This window comes from Acinetobacter sp. YH12027 (assembly GCF_013420085.1).
In the GTDB taxonomy this organism is placed as follows: domain Bacteria; phylum Pseudomonadota; class Gammaproteobacteria; order Pseudomonadales; family Moraxellaceae; genus Acinetobacter; species Acinetobacter amyesii.
In genome coordinates, this window is sequence record NZ_VOYW01000020.1 from 26,216 (window position 1) to 44,528 (window position 18,313).

The window sequence follows — 18,313 nt, forward strand, 5'->3', positions numbered from 1 at the left end:
GAAATATATGCTGAACGATTATTTTTTAAAATAAAGTGATGTAATTGGGATGACGATGTATGCAGTGTTTTAAAAATGCGCAGCAAATAGAACAAGTTGATTTACTTGATCGAGCCTTTCACTATGGCGATGGCTGTTTTAGCACGGCACGTATTCGCCAAGGACAAATAGAACTTTTAGCTTTGCATATTGCACGATTAAAACTGAGTAATGAGCGATTAAAGCTAAATGCAGATTTAAGCCTCATTGAAGACACTCTAAAATTGTTACGTAAACAAGATGTCGTCAATGGCACTTTGAAAATCGTGTTGAGTCGTGGTATCGGTCAGCGTGGCTATAGTTTACCTGAGCATCCAGCAGATGTTTGGGTGTTTTATTACCCCAAAGCTGTTGCAGATTTTGAGTACGAAACTGTCGAAAGTGGTGTATTACATCAAGCTATTGGGTTAACCATGCCAAGTTTGGTGGGCTTAAAGTCCTTAAATCGATTAGAACAAGTCATGCTCAAAGCAGAGTTGGATCAAACCCCATGGGGCGAAGCTTTGGTGACGGATGTGCAAGGTACAGTTGTCGAAGGTGTGAGCAGTAATTGTTTTATTCGTACAAATGAAGGATGGATTACGCCCGAACTTCGTTATAATGGCGTGCATGGTGTCATGCGTGCAGAAATTTTAAAACGGATGCAGCAGCATCAGATTCCATGTAATCAACGTCACGTCAATATGGATGAAATTACGCATTTTCAGAGTGTTTTTTTCTGCAATGCTTTAAGTCCCATGAAAATTGCATCAACTCTGAATGGAGTTGAGTTAGATGTTCAAGCTTGTATTGAACTTTTCCGAACACTTCAATTAAGTCAGATTCGTTAATATGTCCACCGCGTCTAAAAAAACAAATAAGAAAAAATCTGCCAAAGCAGGTTTTCCATTTAAAGCATGTTTGGTTGTGCTACTTGGTATCGTTGTACTTGTGGCGATTTTACTGTGGTCGAGTTTATTTAAAGCCTATCCTGTGGAAGGCAAAAAGCAAATGTTGGCGATTGGTGCAGGGGATACCTATTCAGGTTTTATTGACCGACTTTCCAAAGAGAAACAAGTTCATTTTCCTATTATTTTAAAGTTGTACCAAAAGTTCATGATTAATGACACCTTAAAAGCAGGTGTGTATGAAATTCATGAAGGTATGAGTGTACGAGAAGTTATGGAGTTGATTTCTAACTCTGAAAATGCGCAAATGAATCGAATTTTAGTGATCGAAGGGACGACATTTAAGCAACTGATAGATGCTTTAAAAAATGACCCTTTGGTGACGCATGACATCAGTCATTTACCGTATGCACAAATCTTAAAAGAGCTTGGCATTCCGTATTCACATCCTGAAGGATTATTTGCACCGAATACGTATTTCTTTGCAAAAGGCGAGTCTGATCGAAAAATTTTGAAGGATTTGTATAACCGACAAATTAAAGCCTTAGATCAGGCTTGGACTAATCGAGCTCAAAATTTACCGTACAAAGATAAATATGAAGCCTTAATTATGGCGTCGATTATTGAAAAAGAAACCAGTATTGATAGTGAGCTTGAACAAGTGTCTGGTGTATTTGTGCGTCGTTTACAACAAGGCATGCGTTTACAAACGGACCCTACGGTTATTTATGGCATGGGCGATAAATACCAAGGTAATATCACTCGCCAAGATCTACGTACACCTACAGCGTATAATACGTATACGATCAACGGCTTACCGCCTACACCGATTGCTTTGCCGAGTCAAAAAGCAATTGAAGCCGCGATGCATCCTGATTCATCTAACAATATATATTTTGTTGCAACAGGAAATGGCGGCCATAAATTTAGCAGTAATTTGCAAGACCATAACCGCGCGGTACAAGAATATTTATCTGTAATTCGTGCGAAAAACTAAGGAGTGAGCATGTTTATTAGCTTTGAAGGCACGGAAGGTGTGGGTAAAACTACACTCATTCGTAAATTACATGATCATTTCCAAAATTTGGGTAAAAATGTCGTACTTACACGTGAGCCGGGTGGTACACCTATGGCTGAACAAATTCGTGCATTACTTTTGGCCGTCAATCATGATGAAGCAATGAGTGATGATACAGAGTTGTTACTTATGTATGCTGCACGCGCACAGCATTTGGCGCGCGTGATTTTACCTGCATTGGCAGAAGGTAAAATCGTTTTATGTGATCGTTTTGCCGATTCGAGTTTTGCTTATCAATGTGCAGGACGTGGTTTAGATCGTGACAAGCTCAATGTCTTAAATGCAAGTTTTGTTGCGCGTATACCTGATATTACTTTTTGGCTTGATGCACCGATTGAAACAGGAATGTTAAGAGCAAGAGAGCGTGGTGCTTTGGATCGATTTGAGCAAGAGAAAGCAACGTTCTTTGAGAAAGTGCGTTCCGGTTTTGCTGAAATCCATGAAAATGAGCCTGCACGCATGAAGCGCCTCGATGCGACACAAACACCTGAACAGGTTTTTCAACAGGCATTATTGCATTTGCAACAGATCTAAAATGCCATAGTAATCTTTAGGTATTTGATTTAAAAATCATTCATAGCATAAGTTATGGATGATTTTTTTATGCCGCATCGAAAGCAGGCGATTATTGATTTTTTACAATGTGAATTTGCCCCAAGTTTAAAAAATTGCACGATTAAAAAAGTTGGACAGCAAACGGCGACCTTAATTTGGCATGTCACAGAACAAGATCTAAGACCGGGCAATACGATTTCTGGCCCAACCATGATGACTTTGGCTGACTTTGCGCTATATGTGGCTATATTGGGGGAGATCGGGATTGTAGGACTGGCGGTCACGACCAATATGAATATTAATTTTTTAAGAAAACCCGAAGCCAATCAAGATTTAATAGGCGAGTGTCGATTGCTGAAAGTGGGCAAAAGTATAATTTATGGTGAGGTGTTGGTGTATTCAGCAGGTGTGGATGAGCCTGTTGCACATATAACAGGGAGTTATTCTATTCCACCAAAACGAATATAAAGGCTCAATTGCATTTGCTGATTCAAATAAAAAGCCGAATTTATATTCGGCTTTTTATGGTTTTTAGACATTTTAGATGTTTAAGAAACCAGTTCTGTATTCACCAATGGACATTCCACTTGGAAATTGGGTGGAGTTAGGACTGTTTTTCGTAATTCTGCTGCTTGTTCAGGATAGTCCAAAGTGAAATGCAGTCCACGTGATTCTTTACGTTCCATTGCACAGCGTACAATCATTTCTGAAACCAACACTAAGTTACGTAATTCAATCAGATTTTTACTGACTTGGTAGTCTTGGTAATACTCGGTAATTTCACGATTGAGCATTTCAATACGATGGAGCGCACGTTGAAGCCGCTTGGTTGTTCTGACAATACCCACGTAGTTCCACATGGTTTGGCGAAGTTCATCCCAATTTTGCAAAATCACCACGTCTTCATCAGGGTTGGTCACTTGCGAGTCATCCCATTCTGGGACATGAGGCGCCTGATAGGTTCCCTGATACTGTGCTGTGATATGTGCTGATGCACTCATACCATAGACGAAACATTCAAGTAAGGAGTTACTTGCCATACGGTTTGCACCGTGTAGGCCGGTATAGGAAGTTTCTCCAATGGCATATAGGCCTGGAATATCGGTCTGACTGTTTTCATCAACCACAACGCCACCACAGGTGTAGTGTGCTGCAGGAACCACCGGAATCATTTCTTTGGTGATATCAATGCCGAGTTCCATTAAGCGTGCATACAATGTTGGAAAATGTTCTTTGACAAATTCTGCAGGTTTATGGGTAATATCAAGCCAAACATGACGGATTCCCAGACGTTTGATTTCATAATCAATAGCGCGCGCTACGATATCGCGTGGTGCTAATTCTGCACGTTCATCAAAGCGCAGCATAAAGCGTTCACCATCAGGGAGGCGCAAATAGGCACCTTCGCCACGCATCGCCTCGGTAATTAAGAAAGAGCGAGCTTGAGGATGATATAAACAGGTCGGATGGAATTGGTTAAACTCCATATTGGCAACACGGCAGCCTGCACGATACGCCATGGCAATACCGTCACCCGTCGCAATGTCGGGATTCGATGTATATAAATAAGCTTTCATGGCACCGCCACAGGCAAGGGCAGTAAATGGTGCTAAAAAGGTATATACTTTTTCGGTTTTTTCATCTAAAGCATACAGACCGAGAGCACGGTTTTCAGTTTCAGGATTTAATTTTTGTGCGGTGATTAAATCGATTGCAATAAAATTTTCAAAAATATGAATATTGGCTTTTTCTTGCGCACGTTCAACCAATGTTGTGGAAATAGCACGACCTGTGGCATCTGCTGCATGGATAATCCGCCGTTGAGAGTGACCACCTTCACGTGTCAGATGTAACTGTTCTTGGTCGTCTAAAGTAAATTGCACACCCTGATTCAGTAGAAAATCGACAGAAGATTTACCACCTTCAACGGTTTGTTTTACCGCCGCCATTTCACATAAATGCGCACCGGCAATCATGGTGTCATCAATATGTTGTTCAATAGAATCTGTTTTATCGAGGACGGCAGCAACACCACCTTGGGCATAATATGTGCTGGCATCCGTCAGCGTCGATTTAGCTAAAACAGCAATATTAAAATGATCTGGTAGCGATAGGGCTAAACTTAGGCCTGCACCGCCACTTCCCACAATAATTACATCAAATTGATGTATCGTGTTTAAATTAGACATGTCCATCAGCTAATTTTAAAAATGTCCAATCATCACAACTGTTTTTGCCTAAAAACGCAATGACTATAAATTAACTAAATAATGAAAAATATTCATAGATCTGTAATATTTAAGGAATGTTTAAGATTGTTTATCATAAATAATCATCAAACATTTTATTACGAAGCTTAGACTTGCATTGTGATAAAAACTAACGTATTTCAAATGATAAGCACAATTGAGTGAATGCTAACAATGAATAAATCGTATTTACAAAAGGGACTCTATGCAGCTGTGTTTACGGTTGCTAGCGTGCAGACTCAGGCAGCGGGTCCTGTTGATTTTTCCAATTTGGTTGAACAAGTCAGCCCAGCTGTCGTAAGCGTGAATGTGGTTAAAAAGCTTAGTCAAGAAGAGCTTTTGCAGCAACAAGTCCCAGAAATATTACGACGCTTTTTCGGTAATCAGGTGGTTATTCCGCAGCAAAAAATGCCGCAAGAAAAGACCGGTTATGGAAGCGCATTCTTTATTAGTAAAGATGGTTATCTATTAACCAATCACCATGTGGTAGAAGATGCCTCGAAAGTCACCATCGTACTGAATGACCGCCGTGAAATTGATGCCACAGTTGTGGGTAGTGATGAGCGGACTGACGTGGCTTTGTTAAAGGTCAAAGGTTCAAATTTTCCTGAGCTACGCACAGGCAATGTTGACCGTTTACGTGTAGGTGAGCCAGTGTTGGCCATTGGTTCACCATTTGGCTTTGACTATTCAGCTTCGGCAGGAATCGTTAGTGCTAAAATGCGTAATATGATGGGAGAAACCTCGGTTCCATTCATTCAAACCGACGTGGCATTGAATCCAGGTAATTCTGGTGGTCCATTATTTAATCAGTCTGGTGAGGTGGTCGGGGTAAATTCTCGTATCTTTAGTGGTACAGGCGGTTATATGGGGTTATCGTTCTCGATTCCTATTGATGTGGCGATGGATGTTGCAGACCAATTAAAGAAAAACGGCAAGGTGACACGTGCTTACTTAGGCGTTATGCTGCAAGATATCGATCGGAATCTTGCTGAATCCTATAACCTTTCAAAACCTGAGGGCTCATTGATTACTCAAGTTGCACCGAATTCACCCGCAGCAAAGGCTGGCTTTAAAGCGGGTGATGTCATTTTGAAATTTAATGGTACACCGATTTCACGTACTGGCGAACTACTGAATTATCTCAATCGTACAGGTCCTAATCAAAGTATTCAGCTTGAAGTATTACGTGATGATAAACGCCAAAATATTTCAGCAACTTTAATCACTGCACCAGATGATACGCCTGCAAAAGCTGAAACGACCCCTGTAAAAAAAGGCCCAGTGATTGGGGTGTCAATTCGCAACCTAAACGCAGATGAATTAAAACAACTGAGTCTAAAAGGCGGTGTTTTAATTCAGGATGTACGTGCAGGTGGTATTGCATCACAAGCGCGAATTCAGCCGGGGGATGTTGTGACCCAAGTTAATAATAAAGCCGTAAATAATGCTGAAGATTTTGTGAAAGTTATTTCAGAGTTGAAAAATGGCAGCATTGCACGTGTTTCTTTGATTCGTCAGGGGCAAAGTGCGATTGTAGGCATGCGTATTCAATAAGAGTTGCTGAATGAAAACCACTCCAAGTGAGTGGTTTTTTTAACTTTAGTGTTTTTGCAATTTACCCTTAGATAAAAATGAGTAGACTGTAGAGCATAGTTTAAAATTTGCAGGATGCTATGAGCGATATCTTTGATTTAAAAATTACAGTTCAAGCTGAACATATCGACACATTAAATCATGTAAATAACGTGGTGTACGTCAGTTGGATGCAAGATGTCGCGACAGCACATATTGAAGCCTTAGGTCTAGGCTTAAAAGAATATCTAGAATTGAAGCATGCCATGGTTGCTGTAGAGCATCATGTTCAATATCGCAAAGCAGCAGTCGAAGGTGAGGAGATTATTCTACGAACTTGGTTAAATGATATCAATGCGTTGTATTCATTTCGTCAGTATGTATTTTATCGCCCTAAAGACAAAGCGATATTATTTACAGGCAATACGCAGTGGGCATGCATTGAAATTGCCACAGGTCGTCCAAAACGCATGTCGCCAACCTTTACCCAAGCGTATCAACCTATTGCGGATAGCCTAAATCCGCTGGATTTTAGTGCTTATGATCTTTGAGTTTGATTTTATCGCAAAATTTCAAACCAAGACCAGCCAAGTTCTCCATGTGGGATGAATGACTTGCATAAAAGCAATGCATTATTTTCGATACTTTGAAAAATCCATCTGCTATAATCCTCGGCAATTTCTATTCGGCTTTTGCTATGCATAAAGAATTGCATGTATAGCGCTTTTATTTTTCCAAGGTAGCCCATGGCGCAAGCTAAAAAATCTGTTGATATAAAAAACATTCGTAACTTCTCGATCATTGCGCATATCGACCATGGTAAGTCGACCCTTGCCGACCGATTTATTCAAACTTGTGGTGGTTTGCAAGATCGTGAAATGCAGGCGCAGGTTCTAGATTCTATGGAATTGGAACGTGAGCGTGGTATTACGATTAAAGCTGCGTCAGTGACTTTGTATTACACCCATCCTAATGGTGAAGAATACCAACTCAACTTCATTGACACACCGGGGCACGTTGACTTTTCTTATGAAGTTTCACGTTCATTGGCTGCGTGTGAAGGTGCACTATTGGTTGTCGATGCTGCACAAGGGGTAGAAGCACAATCTGTAGCGAACTGCTATACCGCAATTGAACAAGGTCTAGAAGTCCTACCTGTTTTAAATAAAATTGATTTGCCGCAAGCAGAGCCAGAGCGTGTTATTCAAGAAATTGAAGACATTATTGGTATCGAAGCGACTGAAGCACCTACATGTTCAGCGAAAACGGGTCTAGGCATTGAAGGGGTGCTTGAAACACTGGTAAATGTTATTCCTGCACCCGAAGGCGATCGTAATGCACCATTACAAGCCTTAATTGTTGACTCTTGGTTCGACAACTATTTGGGCGTGGTTTCTTTAGTTCGTATTAAAGAAGGTCGTGTGCGTAAAGGCGATAAAATGTTGATGAAATCAACAGGTCAAACGCACATCATTACTTCAGTAGGTATTTTTAATCCGAAACACACAGAAACTGACATGCTCGAAGCAGGTGAAGTTGGTTTCGTGATCGCGGGTATTAAAGATATTTTTGGTGCTCCAGTTGGTGATACGATTACCTTGGCAACTACACCAGAAGTTGAAAGCTTACCGGGTTTCAAAAAAGTGAAACCACAGGTCTATGCAGGTTTATTCCCAATCGATTCAAGTGAATTTGAACCGTTCCGTGAGGCGCTGCACAAACTGCAAATTAATGACTCAGCGTTGTTCTTTGAACCTGAAAGTTCAGATGCACTTGGTTTTGGCTTCCGTTGTGGCTTCTTGGGTATGCTGCACATGGAAATTGTACAAGAACGTTTAGAACGTGAGTATGATCTGGACCTGATTTCTTCAGCACCAACCGTAATTTATGAAGCGGTGATGAAAAATGGTCAAACTATTTACATCGATAGTCCTTCTAAAATGCCGGATGGTTCAACAGTTGAAGATTTACGTGAGCCAATTGCTGAATGTCATATCTTGGTACCGCAAGAGTACTTGGGTAATGTGATGACGTTATGTGTTGAACGTCGTGGCGTTCAAAAAAATATGAAGTTTATGGCGAACCAAGTAGCGATCACGTTTGAAATCCCAATGGCTGAAGTAGTGATGGATTTCTTTGATAAATTGAAATCATGTTCACGCGGTTTTGCATCGTTAGACTATAACTTTGTGCGTTTTGAGAGTTCATCTTTAGTTAAGGTTGATGTGCTAATTAATGGTGAGAAGGTTGACGCCTTGGCCATGATTTGTCACCGCCAAGATGCTCGTCATCGTGGTATTGCTCTAGTTGAAAAAATGAAAGATTTGATTCCACGTCAAATGTTTGATGTGGCTATTCAAGCAGCAATTGGTGCGCAAATCATTGCACGTTCAACTGTAAAAGCGATGCGTAAAAACGTATTGGCAAAATGTTATGGTGGTGACGTGTCACGTAAGAAGAAACTTCTTGCGAAACAAAAAGAAGGTAAGAAACGTATGAAACAAGTGGGCAGCGTCGAAATCCCACAAGAAGCGTTCCTTGCTGTATTGAAAGTAGAAAGATAATAAATAGAGGTTTATGAGCTCATGGATTTTGACTTTAATTTGATCCTTGTTCCTGCCACAGTCATTTTTTTCTTAATTTGGCTGTTGGATAAGTTTGTCTGGAAGCAACGGCAGACCAAAGGTAAAGGGAATGAAAATGTCGTTATCGCATGGGCTTATGATTTCTGGCCGATTCTAGCGATAGTTTTGGTGATGCGTTCATTCTTATATGAGCCATTTAATATTCCATCTGACTCTATGGTTCCAACCTTAGAAACAGGTGATTTTATTGTGGTGAATAAATATCAGTATGGCGTACGATTACCTATTATTAATAAAAAAATTATTGATGTTGGTGAACCTGAGCGTGGTGATGTCATTGTATTCCGTTATCCACCACAACCAACCATCAGCTATATTAAACGAGTGGTCGGTTTACCAGGGGATCATATTATTTACGATCATGGTCAACTGAGTGTAAATGGTCAGAAAGTGGCAAAAGTTCCAGTTGAATTTAGCCGTGAAAAAGATCAACTCGACACACCTACATCGATTTATCATAAAGAAACCATGGGTAAGCATACGTTTACCATGCGTGAGCTTGAAGGTGTCAATGTTGCGCGCCAAGCACCATTTATCAACTATGTTGAAAATGGTAAATATTCAACAGAAAATGGTTTATATTGGGAAGTTAAGGTTCCTGAAGGTCACTATTTCGCGATGGGGGATAATCGCGATCAAAGTGCGGACAGTCGTTTTTGGGGCTTTGTGCCCGAAGAAAACCTCACTGGACGTGCTTTTTACAAGTGGATGCATAAGGAACCTGGTTTAAAACTGCCTTCATTTAGTCGTAATGGCAGTATTGATTAGTCTTACATCAGGAAAATAAAATGAGACATCAACGGGGAACGTCTTATATCGCAATTTTAATTGCTGTGATTGGTTTTGCTTTTTTAGCTAAAGCTTTAATTGCGGTTTGGGGACCGTATGTTGACGATCGTCTAGTCAACAATGAAATTGAAGAATTGATGAAGAGCAGTCCTAAAAATATTGCTCCGAGTAAGTTTGAGTCACAAATGTCACAGCGTTTAGATATGAACGGTGTACGTGATTTAAATTTTAAAGATATTGCTCAAGTCACTAATGTAGATGGTCTACAAGTGAAAACAGATTATGAAATAAGAAAACCTTTCTTATTGAATATTGATATTGTGTTGAAGTTCGAGAAAAGTTTTGATCAAAGCTCAGTCCAAGCTAAATGAAGCTCGTTTAGCAAGTCGTATCGGTTATCAGTTTAAACAACCTGAATTGTTACAACTGGCCTTGACCCACCGATCGGTGAGCCATAAATACAATTATGAACGCCTAGAATATCTGGGCGATTCATTGTTGGGTATGATAATTGCCAATTATCTGTACCATGCCTACCCGCATGAAAATGAAGGGCGTCTAACGCGTATGCGTGCGACACTGGTTCGTCAGGAAGCGCTAGGAAAAATCGCCAATGACTTAAAACTCAGTCAAGAATTAATCTTGAGTACAGGTGAGTTGAAATCTGGCGGTCATCATCGTGAGTCTATACTTGCGGATACCGTTGAATCGATCATTGGTGCAATCTATGTCGATTGTCAGGATTTAAAAATTCTGGAACCGATTGTTCTTAAATGGTATGTGCCATATTTAGATCATATTGAACCAACTGATCAACTGAAAGACCCTAAATCACGTTTACAAGAGTATTTACAAGCACGTAAAAAACCTCTCCCGGTTTACGAGGTTGTAGATATTCAGGGTGATGCTCCAAACCAACATTTTAAAGTTGAATGTACGGTAGAAGGGCTACCTGTTAAATACGGTGAAGGTTCAAGCCGTCGCTTTGCTGAACAGGCAGTAGCGGCAGAAATCTTAGAAATTTTGGAGAAAAAGTCTTAATGACTACTCATTCCGATCACGTAGATGCTGATCACGAGTCGCAAGGCGACAGTAACGATTTAATTAGTCAGTTTTTTAGTGCACAAGGTACTGAAATTCCTGCCGATTTTAAAAGTGGTTTTGTGGCGATTGTCGGTCGTCCAAACGTGGGTAAATCAACGTTAATGAACCATATTTTGGGTCAAAAACTTTCAATTACATCTCGTAAGCCACAAACGACGCGTCATAAAATTGTGGGTATTGACTCACGCGAAAAGTCTCAGGCAGTATTCGTGGATACGCCCGGGATGCACAAAAAAGAAGTTCGTGCCATCAATAAAATGATGAACCGTGCGGCGCATTCTGCACTTCGTGATGTGAACTTGGTTTTGTTTGTGATTGATGCAGACAAATGGACACAGAATGATGATTTAGTGTTAGAAAAGCTAAAAAATGCCGATATGCCGGTTATTCTTGTGATCAATAAAATTGATACGCTAGAAAACAAAAACCATGCATTACCCTTGATACAAGAGCGTGCAAAATTGATGAATTTTGCAGAAATTGTTCCTGTATCAGCGTTACGCGGTGCAAATTTGGATCATTTGCGCAGTACGATTGAGAAATATTTACCATTCCAACCACCACTGTATTCACTTGAGCAATTGACTGATCGTTCAGAGCGTTTCCTTGCTTCTGAAATTATCCGTGAAAAAATCATGCGTCAATTGGGGGAAGAGCTTCCTTATGATCTAACCGTTCAAATTGAGTCGTTTAAAACAGAAGAAGCAACAGTTAATCCAAAAACTGGTCGTCCTAAAGCGGCGTGTACCTATATTGATGCGACGATTTTTGTCGATCGCTCTGGCCAAAAAGCCATTGTTATTGGTGAGAAGGGTGCCAAACTGAAGAAAATCGGTATGGATGCACGTGTGGATATGGAAAAAATGTTCGAGCAAAAAATCATGCTGACACTTTGGGTGAAAGTCAAAGGCGGTTGGTCTGATGATGAGCGTGCATTGAAAAGCTTAGGTTATAGCGATATCTAATCGTTAAATAACAAACTTTGAGGGAAGAGTAATGATGAAAGTATTGGCCGTAGTTGCATGTGTTTTGTTTCTACAAGGGTGTATTCATAAAATCGTTACTGTTCCTGTCAAAGTGGCTTATAAAACCACAAAAGGCGTGGTTAAAGGTACTGCTGCAGTTGTGGGTGCAGTCATTCCAGATGGGGATGAAGATGAAGACGACAAGAAAAAGAAAGACAAGGATTAATATTTCAAATCATGCGTAATGAGATACTGCATGGTTATTTAATTCACCATCGTAAATATCGTGAAAAAAGTCATATTGTGCACTTGTTTACTCAGGAGCATGGTCGAATTGATGGTATTCTCAGGCAAACGCCACCTCCCCAGTATCAACCAATTTGCTTGCAAGCATCCGGCAAGTCTGAGCTTAAAAATTTCAGTAAACTTGAAATTGTGAATCAACCCATTTTCTTTTTTGGGGATGCTTTTTTTTCAGGTTTTTATTTAAATGAAGTTTTATTGAGGTTATGTCCTTTAGAGGTCGAGATGCCAGAGACATTTGCTCAATATGCGCATACCTTAGAACAACTCCAATGCATGTCTGCGCAGGACAATCCTGATCTTTTTTTGCGACAAATCCTTAGACAGTTTGAGCATGAGTTGCTTGAAGAATTGGGTTATGCGCTAGATTATTCAACTGATGCAAATCAACAGCAAATTCAGCTTCATGAAAATTATCAATTTCATTTAAATGAAGGTTTTCAACCTGTCATTAAAGCCTCACGCGCAACATTGTCAGGTCAACATATTTTAAGTATGTGTGATTATGAAAAAGGTGGGGAATTTAATTCTGAACAGTTACAATTACTGTCTAAGTTGTACCGACAAATGATTACTTCCTTGCTTGGCGATCGTCCATTAAAAAGTCGTCAATTGTGGATACAGAATTCTCAAACTCAACGTCATTAGGAAAGAATTATGGCAGCTTTGCTTGGTGTAAATATTGACCATGTGGCAACACTACGAAATGCACGTGGGACAACTTATCCAGATCCTGTGAATGCCGCAATCATTTGTGAGCAAGCGGGGGCGGAAGGGATTACGCTGCATTTACGTGAAGATCGTCGCCATATTAAAGATGATGATGTACGTCGAATGCGTTCTGTATTAAAAACCCATATGAACCTTGAAATGGCAGTGACCAATGAAATGGTTGAATTTGCCAAAGAGATTCAGCCGCATCATGTATGCTTTGTTCCTGAAAAGCGTGAAGAAGTCACGACTGAAGGTGGTCTAGATGTGGTTGGGCATTTTGAAGATGTAAAAAACGCGACTCAAGCACTCGCGGCGATTGGTTGCGAAGTTTCATTATTTATTGATGCTGACTTTGCTCAAATTGATGCAGCGATTGCCTGTGGTGCGCCTACGATTGAGTTGCATACAGGTGCATATGCAGATGCTGAAACACCTGAAGCGCAGAAAGCAGAGCTGGAACGTATTATTCGAGGTGCTGAATATGCGGCATCTAAAGGATTGATTGTGAATGCTGGTCATGGCTTAAATATTGACAATGTCACTCCGATTGCGCGCATTGCTCAAATTCATGAACTAAATATTGGTCACTCGATTATTGCTGATGCTGTATTTATTGGATTGGCACAGTCTGTAAAACAAATGAAAGCTGCGATTAAATCTGCACGTTAATTTTTAAGTAAAGTATATGTCAAATATTGATTATGATGCCCTAATGAAGCCAGTCATTGGCTTCTTGGGGTGTGAAACACCAAAAGCATGGCTAGATGAAGCTTTAAATAATTTGGATATCCTGATGCAGGATCATGCCAATTGTGAAAAGAAAGCAGCAAGTACAGCAATGAATTTGATGTTTCGTTATAGTTTTTTCTCGGATTTACAAATCAAACTGGCACAGCTAGTACGTGAAGAAATGCTGCACTATGAGCAAGTGCTGGAACTGATGGCAAAACGTGGTCAGGAATGGACTGCAATCAGTGCTGGTCGGTATGCAGGTGGTCTACGTAAAGAAGTGCGGACTTACGAGCCAGAAGCGTTAATTGATATCTTGGTGATTGGCGCATTTGTTGAAGCACGGTCATGTGAGCGTTTCTATGCGCTTGCACCACATGTGGATGAAGAGTTGGGGCGTTACTACCGCTATTTGCTAAAGTCTGAATCACGCCATTATGAGGACTATTTAGCATTGGCCACGGATGTGGCGATGACCAATAAGCTAAAGAACCCGAAAGAAGATATTCAGATGCGTATTGAGCATATTCGTGAAGTTGAAAAAAATCTGATTAGCAGCCCAGATGATTTATTCCGCTTTCATAGTGGTGTGCCAGTCAAAGCAGCTTGATAAAATAATCCTCCAAAATGGGGGATTTTTTATGCACTTAAAATAAACGATAATAAGAATTATTTACAATTGTCTTGGGTGAATCTAAAATGAAACGATCTCTATGAATCAAACAATTTAAGCTCACTTATTCAATATGAAATTACAATTCACTTTACTCTGTATCGCTTTGTGTGCGGTTGGTCAGGCTGAAGCGCATTATCCTTATGTTGCACCTCTAAACTATCAAACATTTAATAATCATAGTGCCATTCTTTCTGGTTTTTATGACAATCCGTTTGTTTCTGAAATAGCCATTAAAAATTTTAATTTCCATGTACATACACCGTCTGGTGAAAAGCTGCATTTAACGGAAACTGATTGGGCAAAAACGCAAACAGTCAGCAGCTATAGTTTAGAAAATAAGCAAGATGGCACGTATCGTATTCGTGGTGAAAAGCAGGGAAGTACAGCGCGTTTTGCTTATGATCAAAAGCAGTGGAAAGCGTTAATCAATGGTGTGCGTGATCCTCAAAAAACTGCGAATGCAAATGTCATTTATACAGCCGAGTTGACTAAAAAGTCGCAAATCAAAAGTATTCAAACGCAGGAAATCATTGAAACTTTTGTATCACGTCGTGTAACGTCTACACAAGTGGTGAATCATTTACATGATGGTTTTGATGTGCAATTTAAAACCCATCCAAATGCTATAAAGCATAATGAGCCTGTGCAACTGAAAGTGCTAGATCAGAAAAAAGCGGTTGCGGGTTTACAGGTTGAAATTTTGCAGCAAACCACGGATTACAGCCGTGAAGGAAAAGTTTATAAAACGCTTAAAACTGATCAAGATGGAAATTTGAATTTTAACCTATCAGATCGTGGTCAGTATTTGCTGAAAATGGATTATCAACAGCCTTTTGAAATGAAGGAACACGCATTAAAACGATATAAATATACTTTGAGTTTTAATGTGATTTAAAGAGAAAAAGCTCTGCGATTTGCGGAGCTTTTTTATGAAAATGATTTAGCTATCTTTAGGTTCAAGATAAAACATCGATAAACCTATCAATAAAATTAAACTGGTTTGAGTGAAAAAGTGTTTATTAAAACCACCATAATATTGCTGCGAATAGCCTGCAATCAGTAAACAACCCGTTAAATAAAGCAATCGATAATATCGGCTCTCAAAACAATAACAGACACTTGCAAAACATAAAATCAGGCAGCCAATCACCATATAATGGATATCCCAAATGATGGTGTTGATTGCAAATAAAAGTGCTGAAAGTGCGCCGATAGATAAATTACGCAGGCTTTCAAACCCTTGAAAAATGTGCATCAAAGCTAATATGAAGAATGGCAATAGAGCAAGTGCATATTTTATTCTTATACTGTTTTGCGTCATGAGCATAAAATTTTGCTGTTTCTCAACAATGGGGCTAGTACTGATGCTTAGCCTAAGCCATTGCAGGGTTAAGTGTTCAGGGATGTTGGCTTTAACTAAAAATTTGAGAGTGGCTTGTGGTGGAATAATATAATTTTCTTGGAATTCATGGCCATAAAACATCCATGACTTATTGGTCTCTAGTGTGTGATATTGCGTATTTTTTTGAGTTGAGATGTTAAAAAGTTGTCCAGTTGCATTTAACCCAGCTTTCATACATGGTGTTTCTTTCTCGTGAACAATACATAACGGCAGTACCGAAATTTCAAGATCTTTTCGAGTTTGTTGCTGACCTGCAAAATCGATATGAACATATAACTGATCAGATTGGTTTTGCAGCGTAATCGGTGTGCTTGACCAATATAGTCCTTCTGTCATCTCGTTCAATACAGATTCAGATATTTCGGGAATAGTATTGTGATTTTGAAACTGCTGAGGTGGAATCAACCATTGTAGCTTGCTGTCAAGAAGGGTGTTCGATTCACTATTATATAAATTGGGTGGTGTTTTGAAATGTTGCTCAATTTCACTTTCGGGTGTGCAGCTCACCAAATAAATTGCAAATGGGCTGATAAAAATTAAAAGAAAAATGAATGCAGTGAGATAGTGTTTTAAGGCAGTTTTATTTGATTCAGCATCAACTTGAATGAACATTTTTTTATTTTAATGACAATGACTTATAGATTATATGTAAATCATAGGCATTAAAAAAGCCCATTTAAATAAATGGGCTTTAGAATTTGGCTCTCCAACCTGGGCTCGAACCAGGGACCTGCGGATTAACAGTCCGTCGCTCTACCGACTGAGCTATTGGAGAATCTGAATGCGATTATAAGCAGATTTTGAAGAGGGTCAAGCTAAAAATACCAATATGAGGAGAAATGCGTGATAGATGTTTTTTATTTGAACAAAAAGAAGGGTTTTTTAGAAAAAATGAATCTTAGGCTTGCAAAGAAAAAATTCAATTGATAGTCTGAATGCAACAACAGAGCGTTTAAACATATGTTTAAACAGTGTGGATTTAAACCCAACTTGCCAGCACTAAAATGGCTAAACAGGAGAAAGCGAATGAATACGCTGACTATTTCTCAGATTTTTTCAAACTTTTCTTTTTATCAAGAAAACTATCTTTCCATTATCAGTAACCAAGAGCAATATCAAACACCTGTCGAAGGGGCGTACGTTGACGTTTGGCCTTTGGGTCAACGTGACTTAGCATTGGGTGATTTATTACAACTGTGGTTTAGTGAAAAATGGTTGATCAACGCGCCATGTCATTTACGTTTTGAACATCAAGATGATGGTCGTCGTGTGCCTTTGCAACGCAAGCAAGATTTGTATTTATACCAATTGGCAGGTAATGCGTTATCAGGCTCAAATCGTTCTAAAGTATGGTCTATTTCAGAACAACGCGAACGTCGTGTTGAGTTAGATAGTGCTTTAAAATATTATTGCTTTCAAAAGGGCAGTAATCGCATTGATCTAAGTGAAGGCCAATTAATTCGTGCCTTACATTCAGCAATTTAAGTTTGAATCATCATCTGCTCGCATTGAATTGCGAGCAGAAAAATAAAATATTAAGGACGTATAATCATGCAGGTTGCAGTTGCATGTGCATAAAGTTTGCCATTGTCATCAATAATTTTCCCTTCAGAAATCCCTAAATTTTTACTGATATTAATGACTTTTCCTATAGCCGTAAGTTCAACATTCTTTGGGATCGGACGACACATTTTAATATTTAAGTCGATGGTGCCATAACCTACACCTGCCTCTAATAACGTGTGAATGGCGCAACCTGTCACCGAGTCGAGTACAGTAGCAGCAAAGCCACCATGCACGCCGCCTAGCGGATTTAAGTGTCGTGCATCTGCTTTAGCCTTAAAGCTAATACTGCCCTCAGATACTTCATAAGGCTGCATAGGAATAGTTTCGCTAATACTTGCTGGTGGAATTTTTCCTGCACACATGGCTTGTAAAAGTTGCAGTCCAATCATTTCTTTTGGGTTCATTATTGTGGCCTATTTTACGAGTTCTAAAATGGAATCTAAACTTAACATAGCTAATTGTTGAAAATATTGTCAAGTTGATTCTTTGCCGCTTTCATTGAGTAATCTTGCATTTAGTATTTTGTTATCGACTAAAATCGGAGAGGGGCGTGTTCAGGAGGCGTGGCATTTAACCGGTATAGCGATGAAGGTGGCATTCGTGGTCGCCTTATCCGCCTCAATCGTTGTGGCAGTATTTCATCCTTATATGTTGCCCTTGTTCAGTAATGACAAAGATGTACTCAACGTGGTTTTCGCATTGGTGTTTTTATTGTGTTGGATGCATATCTTTGATGCGATGTTAGTAGTTTCGGTCAATATGTTGAGGTGTTGGAAAGTTATTGTATTTCCGATGCTGGTTTATAGCGGCATGATTTTGATTTTCGGACTTGGCGGCGGCTGGTATTTGGCATTCCATCCAGTGACATGGTTGGGGCGTACGTACGATGCATTCAATATTCAAGGTTTTTGGATCATGCTGTGTGTTGCTTATACGCTGGCAGCAGTTATTTGCTTTATCTGCCTTAAATGGAAACATAGCAAATATTTTAAAATGGCTCAGATATAAAAAACCCGCGAATATCGCGGGTTTTTTTG

General features: G+C 39.6%; 21 protein-coding genes and 1 tRNA gene. 18 read left to right on the forward strand and 4 right to left on the reverse strand.

Annotation, left to right across the window (positions count from 1 at the left end):
- The first annotated feature begins 59 nt into the window (after positions 1-59).
- The 4 genes from pabC to FTT94_RS09035 all read left to right on the forward strand — a co-directional run bounded on the left by pabC (position 60) and on the right by FTT94_RS09035 (position 3,027).
- The gene (pabC, locus tag FTT94_RS09020) at positions 60-869 is read left to right on the forward strand and encodes an aminodeoxychorismate lyase (protein ID WP_180170636.1); all 810 of its coding nucleotides are present in this window, start codon (positions 60-62) and stop codon (positions 867-869) included.
- A 1-nt stretch (position 870) separates the two neighbouring features.
- On the forward strand, positions 871-1,923 hold the full coding sequence (gene mltG / locus FTT94_RS09025) for an endolytic transglycosylase MltG (protein ID WP_180170637.1): 1,053 nt from the start codon (positions 871-873) through the stop codon (positions 1,921-1,923).
- Between the two features lie 9 nt (positions 1,924-1,932).
- Positions 1,933-2,538, forward strand: coding sequence for a dTMP kinase (gene tmk / locus FTT94_RS09030; RefSeq protein WP_180170638.1), 606 nt, complete (start codon positions 1,933-1,935; stop codon positions 2,536-2,538).
- 69 nt (positions 2,539-2,607) lie between these two features.
- A complete protein-coding gene (locus FTT94_RS09035) occupies positions 2,608-3,027 on the forward strand; it encodes a PaaI family thioesterase (RefSeq protein WP_180170639.1) in 420 nt (139 codons plus the stop codon).
- A gap of 80 nt (positions 3,028-3,107) precedes the next feature.
- Here FTT94_RS09035 and nadB read toward each other — a convergent pair whose 3' ends face one another.
- On the reverse strand, positions 3,108-4,754 hold the full coding sequence (nadB, locus tag FTT94_RS09040; protein WP_180170640.1) for an L-aspartate oxidase: 1,647 nt from the start codon (positions 4,752-4,754) through the stop codon (positions 3,108-3,110).
- Between the two features lie 228 nt (positions 4,755-4,982).
- Between nadB and FTT94_RS09045 the strand changes: the two genes are divergently transcribed.
- The 12 genes from FTT94_RS09045 (at position 4,983) to FTT94_RS09100 (ending at position 15,203) form a co-directional block, all read left to right on the forward strand.
- A complete protein-coding gene (locus FTT94_RS09045; RefSeq protein ID WP_180170641.1) occupies positions 4,983-6,365 on the forward strand; it encodes a Do family serine endopeptidase in 1,383 nt (460 codons plus the stop codon).
- Between the two features lie 119 nt (positions 6,366-6,484).
- A complete protein-coding gene (locus tag FTT94_RS09050) occupies positions 6,485-6,934 on the forward strand; it encodes a thioesterase family protein (protein ID WP_180170642.1) in 450 nt (149 codons plus the stop codon).
- 195 nt (positions 6,935-7,129) lie between these two features.
- Positions 7,130-8,947, forward strand: coding sequence for a translation elongation factor 4 (lepA, locus tag FTT94_RS09055; protein ID WP_180170643.1), 1,818 nt, complete (start codon positions 7,130-7,132; stop codon positions 8,945-8,947).
- A gap of 21 nt (positions 8,948-8,968) precedes the next feature.
- Entirely contained in the window at positions 8,969-9,796 is an 828-nt protein-coding gene (lepB, locus tag FTT94_RS09060) for a signal peptidase I (protein ID WP_168378032.1), read from the forward strand.
- A 20-nt stretch (positions 9,797-9,816) separates the two neighbouring features.
- Entirely contained in the window at positions 9,817-10,188 is a 372-nt protein-coding gene (locus FTT94_RS09065; RefSeq protein WP_078192003.1) for a DUF4845 domain-containing protein, read from the forward strand.
- Positions 10,160-10,858: a ribonuclease III gene (gene rnc / locus FTT94_RS09070; RefSeq protein ID WP_111883979.1), complete on the forward strand. Its 699-nt coding sequence runs from the start codon at positions 10,160-10,162 to the stop codon at positions 10,856-10,858. Before FTT94_RS09065 ends, rnc begins: the two co-directional genes overlap by 29 nt.
- Positions 10,858-11,886, forward strand: coding sequence for a GTPase Era (gene era / locus FTT94_RS09075; protein ID WP_067765139.1), 1,029 nt, complete (start codon positions 10,858-10,860; stop codon positions 11,884-11,886). Before rnc ends, era begins: the two co-directional genes overlap by 1 nt.
- Positions 11,887-11,917: 31 nt before the next feature.
- Entirely contained in the window at positions 11,918-12,112 is a 195-nt protein-coding gene (locus FTT94_RS09080) for an NF038104 family lipoprotein (RefSeq protein WP_078192000.1), read from the forward strand.
- Positions 12,113-12,120: 8 nt separating this feature from the next.
- On the forward strand, positions 12,121-12,837 hold the full coding sequence (recO, locus tag FTT94_RS09085) for a DNA repair protein RecO (protein WP_180170653.1): 717 nt from the start codon (positions 12,121-12,123) through the stop codon (positions 12,835-12,837).
- A gap of 9 nt (positions 12,838-12,846) precedes the next feature.
- Complete coding sequence (gene pdxJ / locus FTT94_RS09090; protein WP_111883982.1) at positions 12,847-13,572, forward strand: pyridoxine 5'-phosphate synthase; 726 nt, start codon at positions 12,847-12,849, stop codon at positions 13,570-13,572.
- A 16-nt stretch (positions 13,573-13,588) separates the two neighbouring features.
- Entirely contained in the window at positions 13,589-14,242 is a 654-nt protein-coding gene (locus tag FTT94_RS09095) for a tRNA-(ms[2]io[6]A)-hydroxylase (protein WP_180170644.1), read from the forward strand.
- Between the two features lie 136 nt (positions 14,243-14,378).
- On the forward strand, positions 14,379-15,203 hold the full coding sequence (locus FTT94_RS09100) for a DUF4198 domain-containing protein (RefSeq protein WP_180170645.1): 825 nt from the start codon (positions 14,379-14,381) through the stop codon (positions 15,201-15,203).
- A 45-nt stretch (positions 15,204-15,248) separates the two neighbouring features.
- Here FTT94_RS09100 and FTT94_RS09105 read toward each other — a convergent pair whose 3' ends face one another.
- Together FTT94_RS09105 and FTT94_RS09110 are read right to left on the reverse strand one after the other, a co-directional pair.
- The gene (locus FTT94_RS09105; RefSeq protein WP_180009941.1) at positions 15,249-16,322 is read right to left on the reverse strand and encodes a hypothetical protein; all 1,074 of its coding nucleotides are present in this window, start codon (positions 16,320-16,322) and stop codon (positions 15,249-15,251) included.
- 87 nt (positions 16,323-16,409) lie between these two features.
- Positions 16,410-16,485: transfer RNA gene (locus tag FTT94_RS09110), tRNA-Asn, on the reverse strand.
- Between the two features lie 251 nt (positions 16,486-16,736).
- Between FTT94_RS09110 and FTT94_RS09115 the strand changes: the two genes are divergently transcribed.
- Positions 16,737-17,195, forward strand: a complete 459-nt coding sequence (locus tag FTT94_RS09115) for a hypothetical protein (protein ID WP_180170646.1) — start codon at positions 16,737-16,739, stop codon at positions 17,193-17,195.
- A 50-nt stretch (positions 17,196-17,245) separates the two neighbouring features.
- On the opposite strand, the gene FTT94_RS09120 is transcribed toward FTT94_RS09115, so the two are convergent.
- Entirely contained in the window at positions 17,246-17,683 is a 438-nt protein-coding gene (locus FTT94_RS09120) for a PaaI family thioesterase (protein ID WP_180170654.1), read from the reverse strand.
- A 91-nt stretch (positions 17,684-17,774) separates the two neighbouring features.
- On the opposite strand from FTT94_RS09120, the gene FTT94_RS09125 reads away from it, so the two are divergent.
- Positions 17,775-18,284 (forward strand): MATE family efflux transporter, encoded by a 510-nt coding sequence (locus tag FTT94_RS09125; protein ID WP_180040110.1) that lies wholly within the window; start codon positions 17,775-17,777, stop codon positions 18,282-18,284.
- The last annotated feature ends 29 nt before the right edge of the window (positions 18,285-18,313 follow it).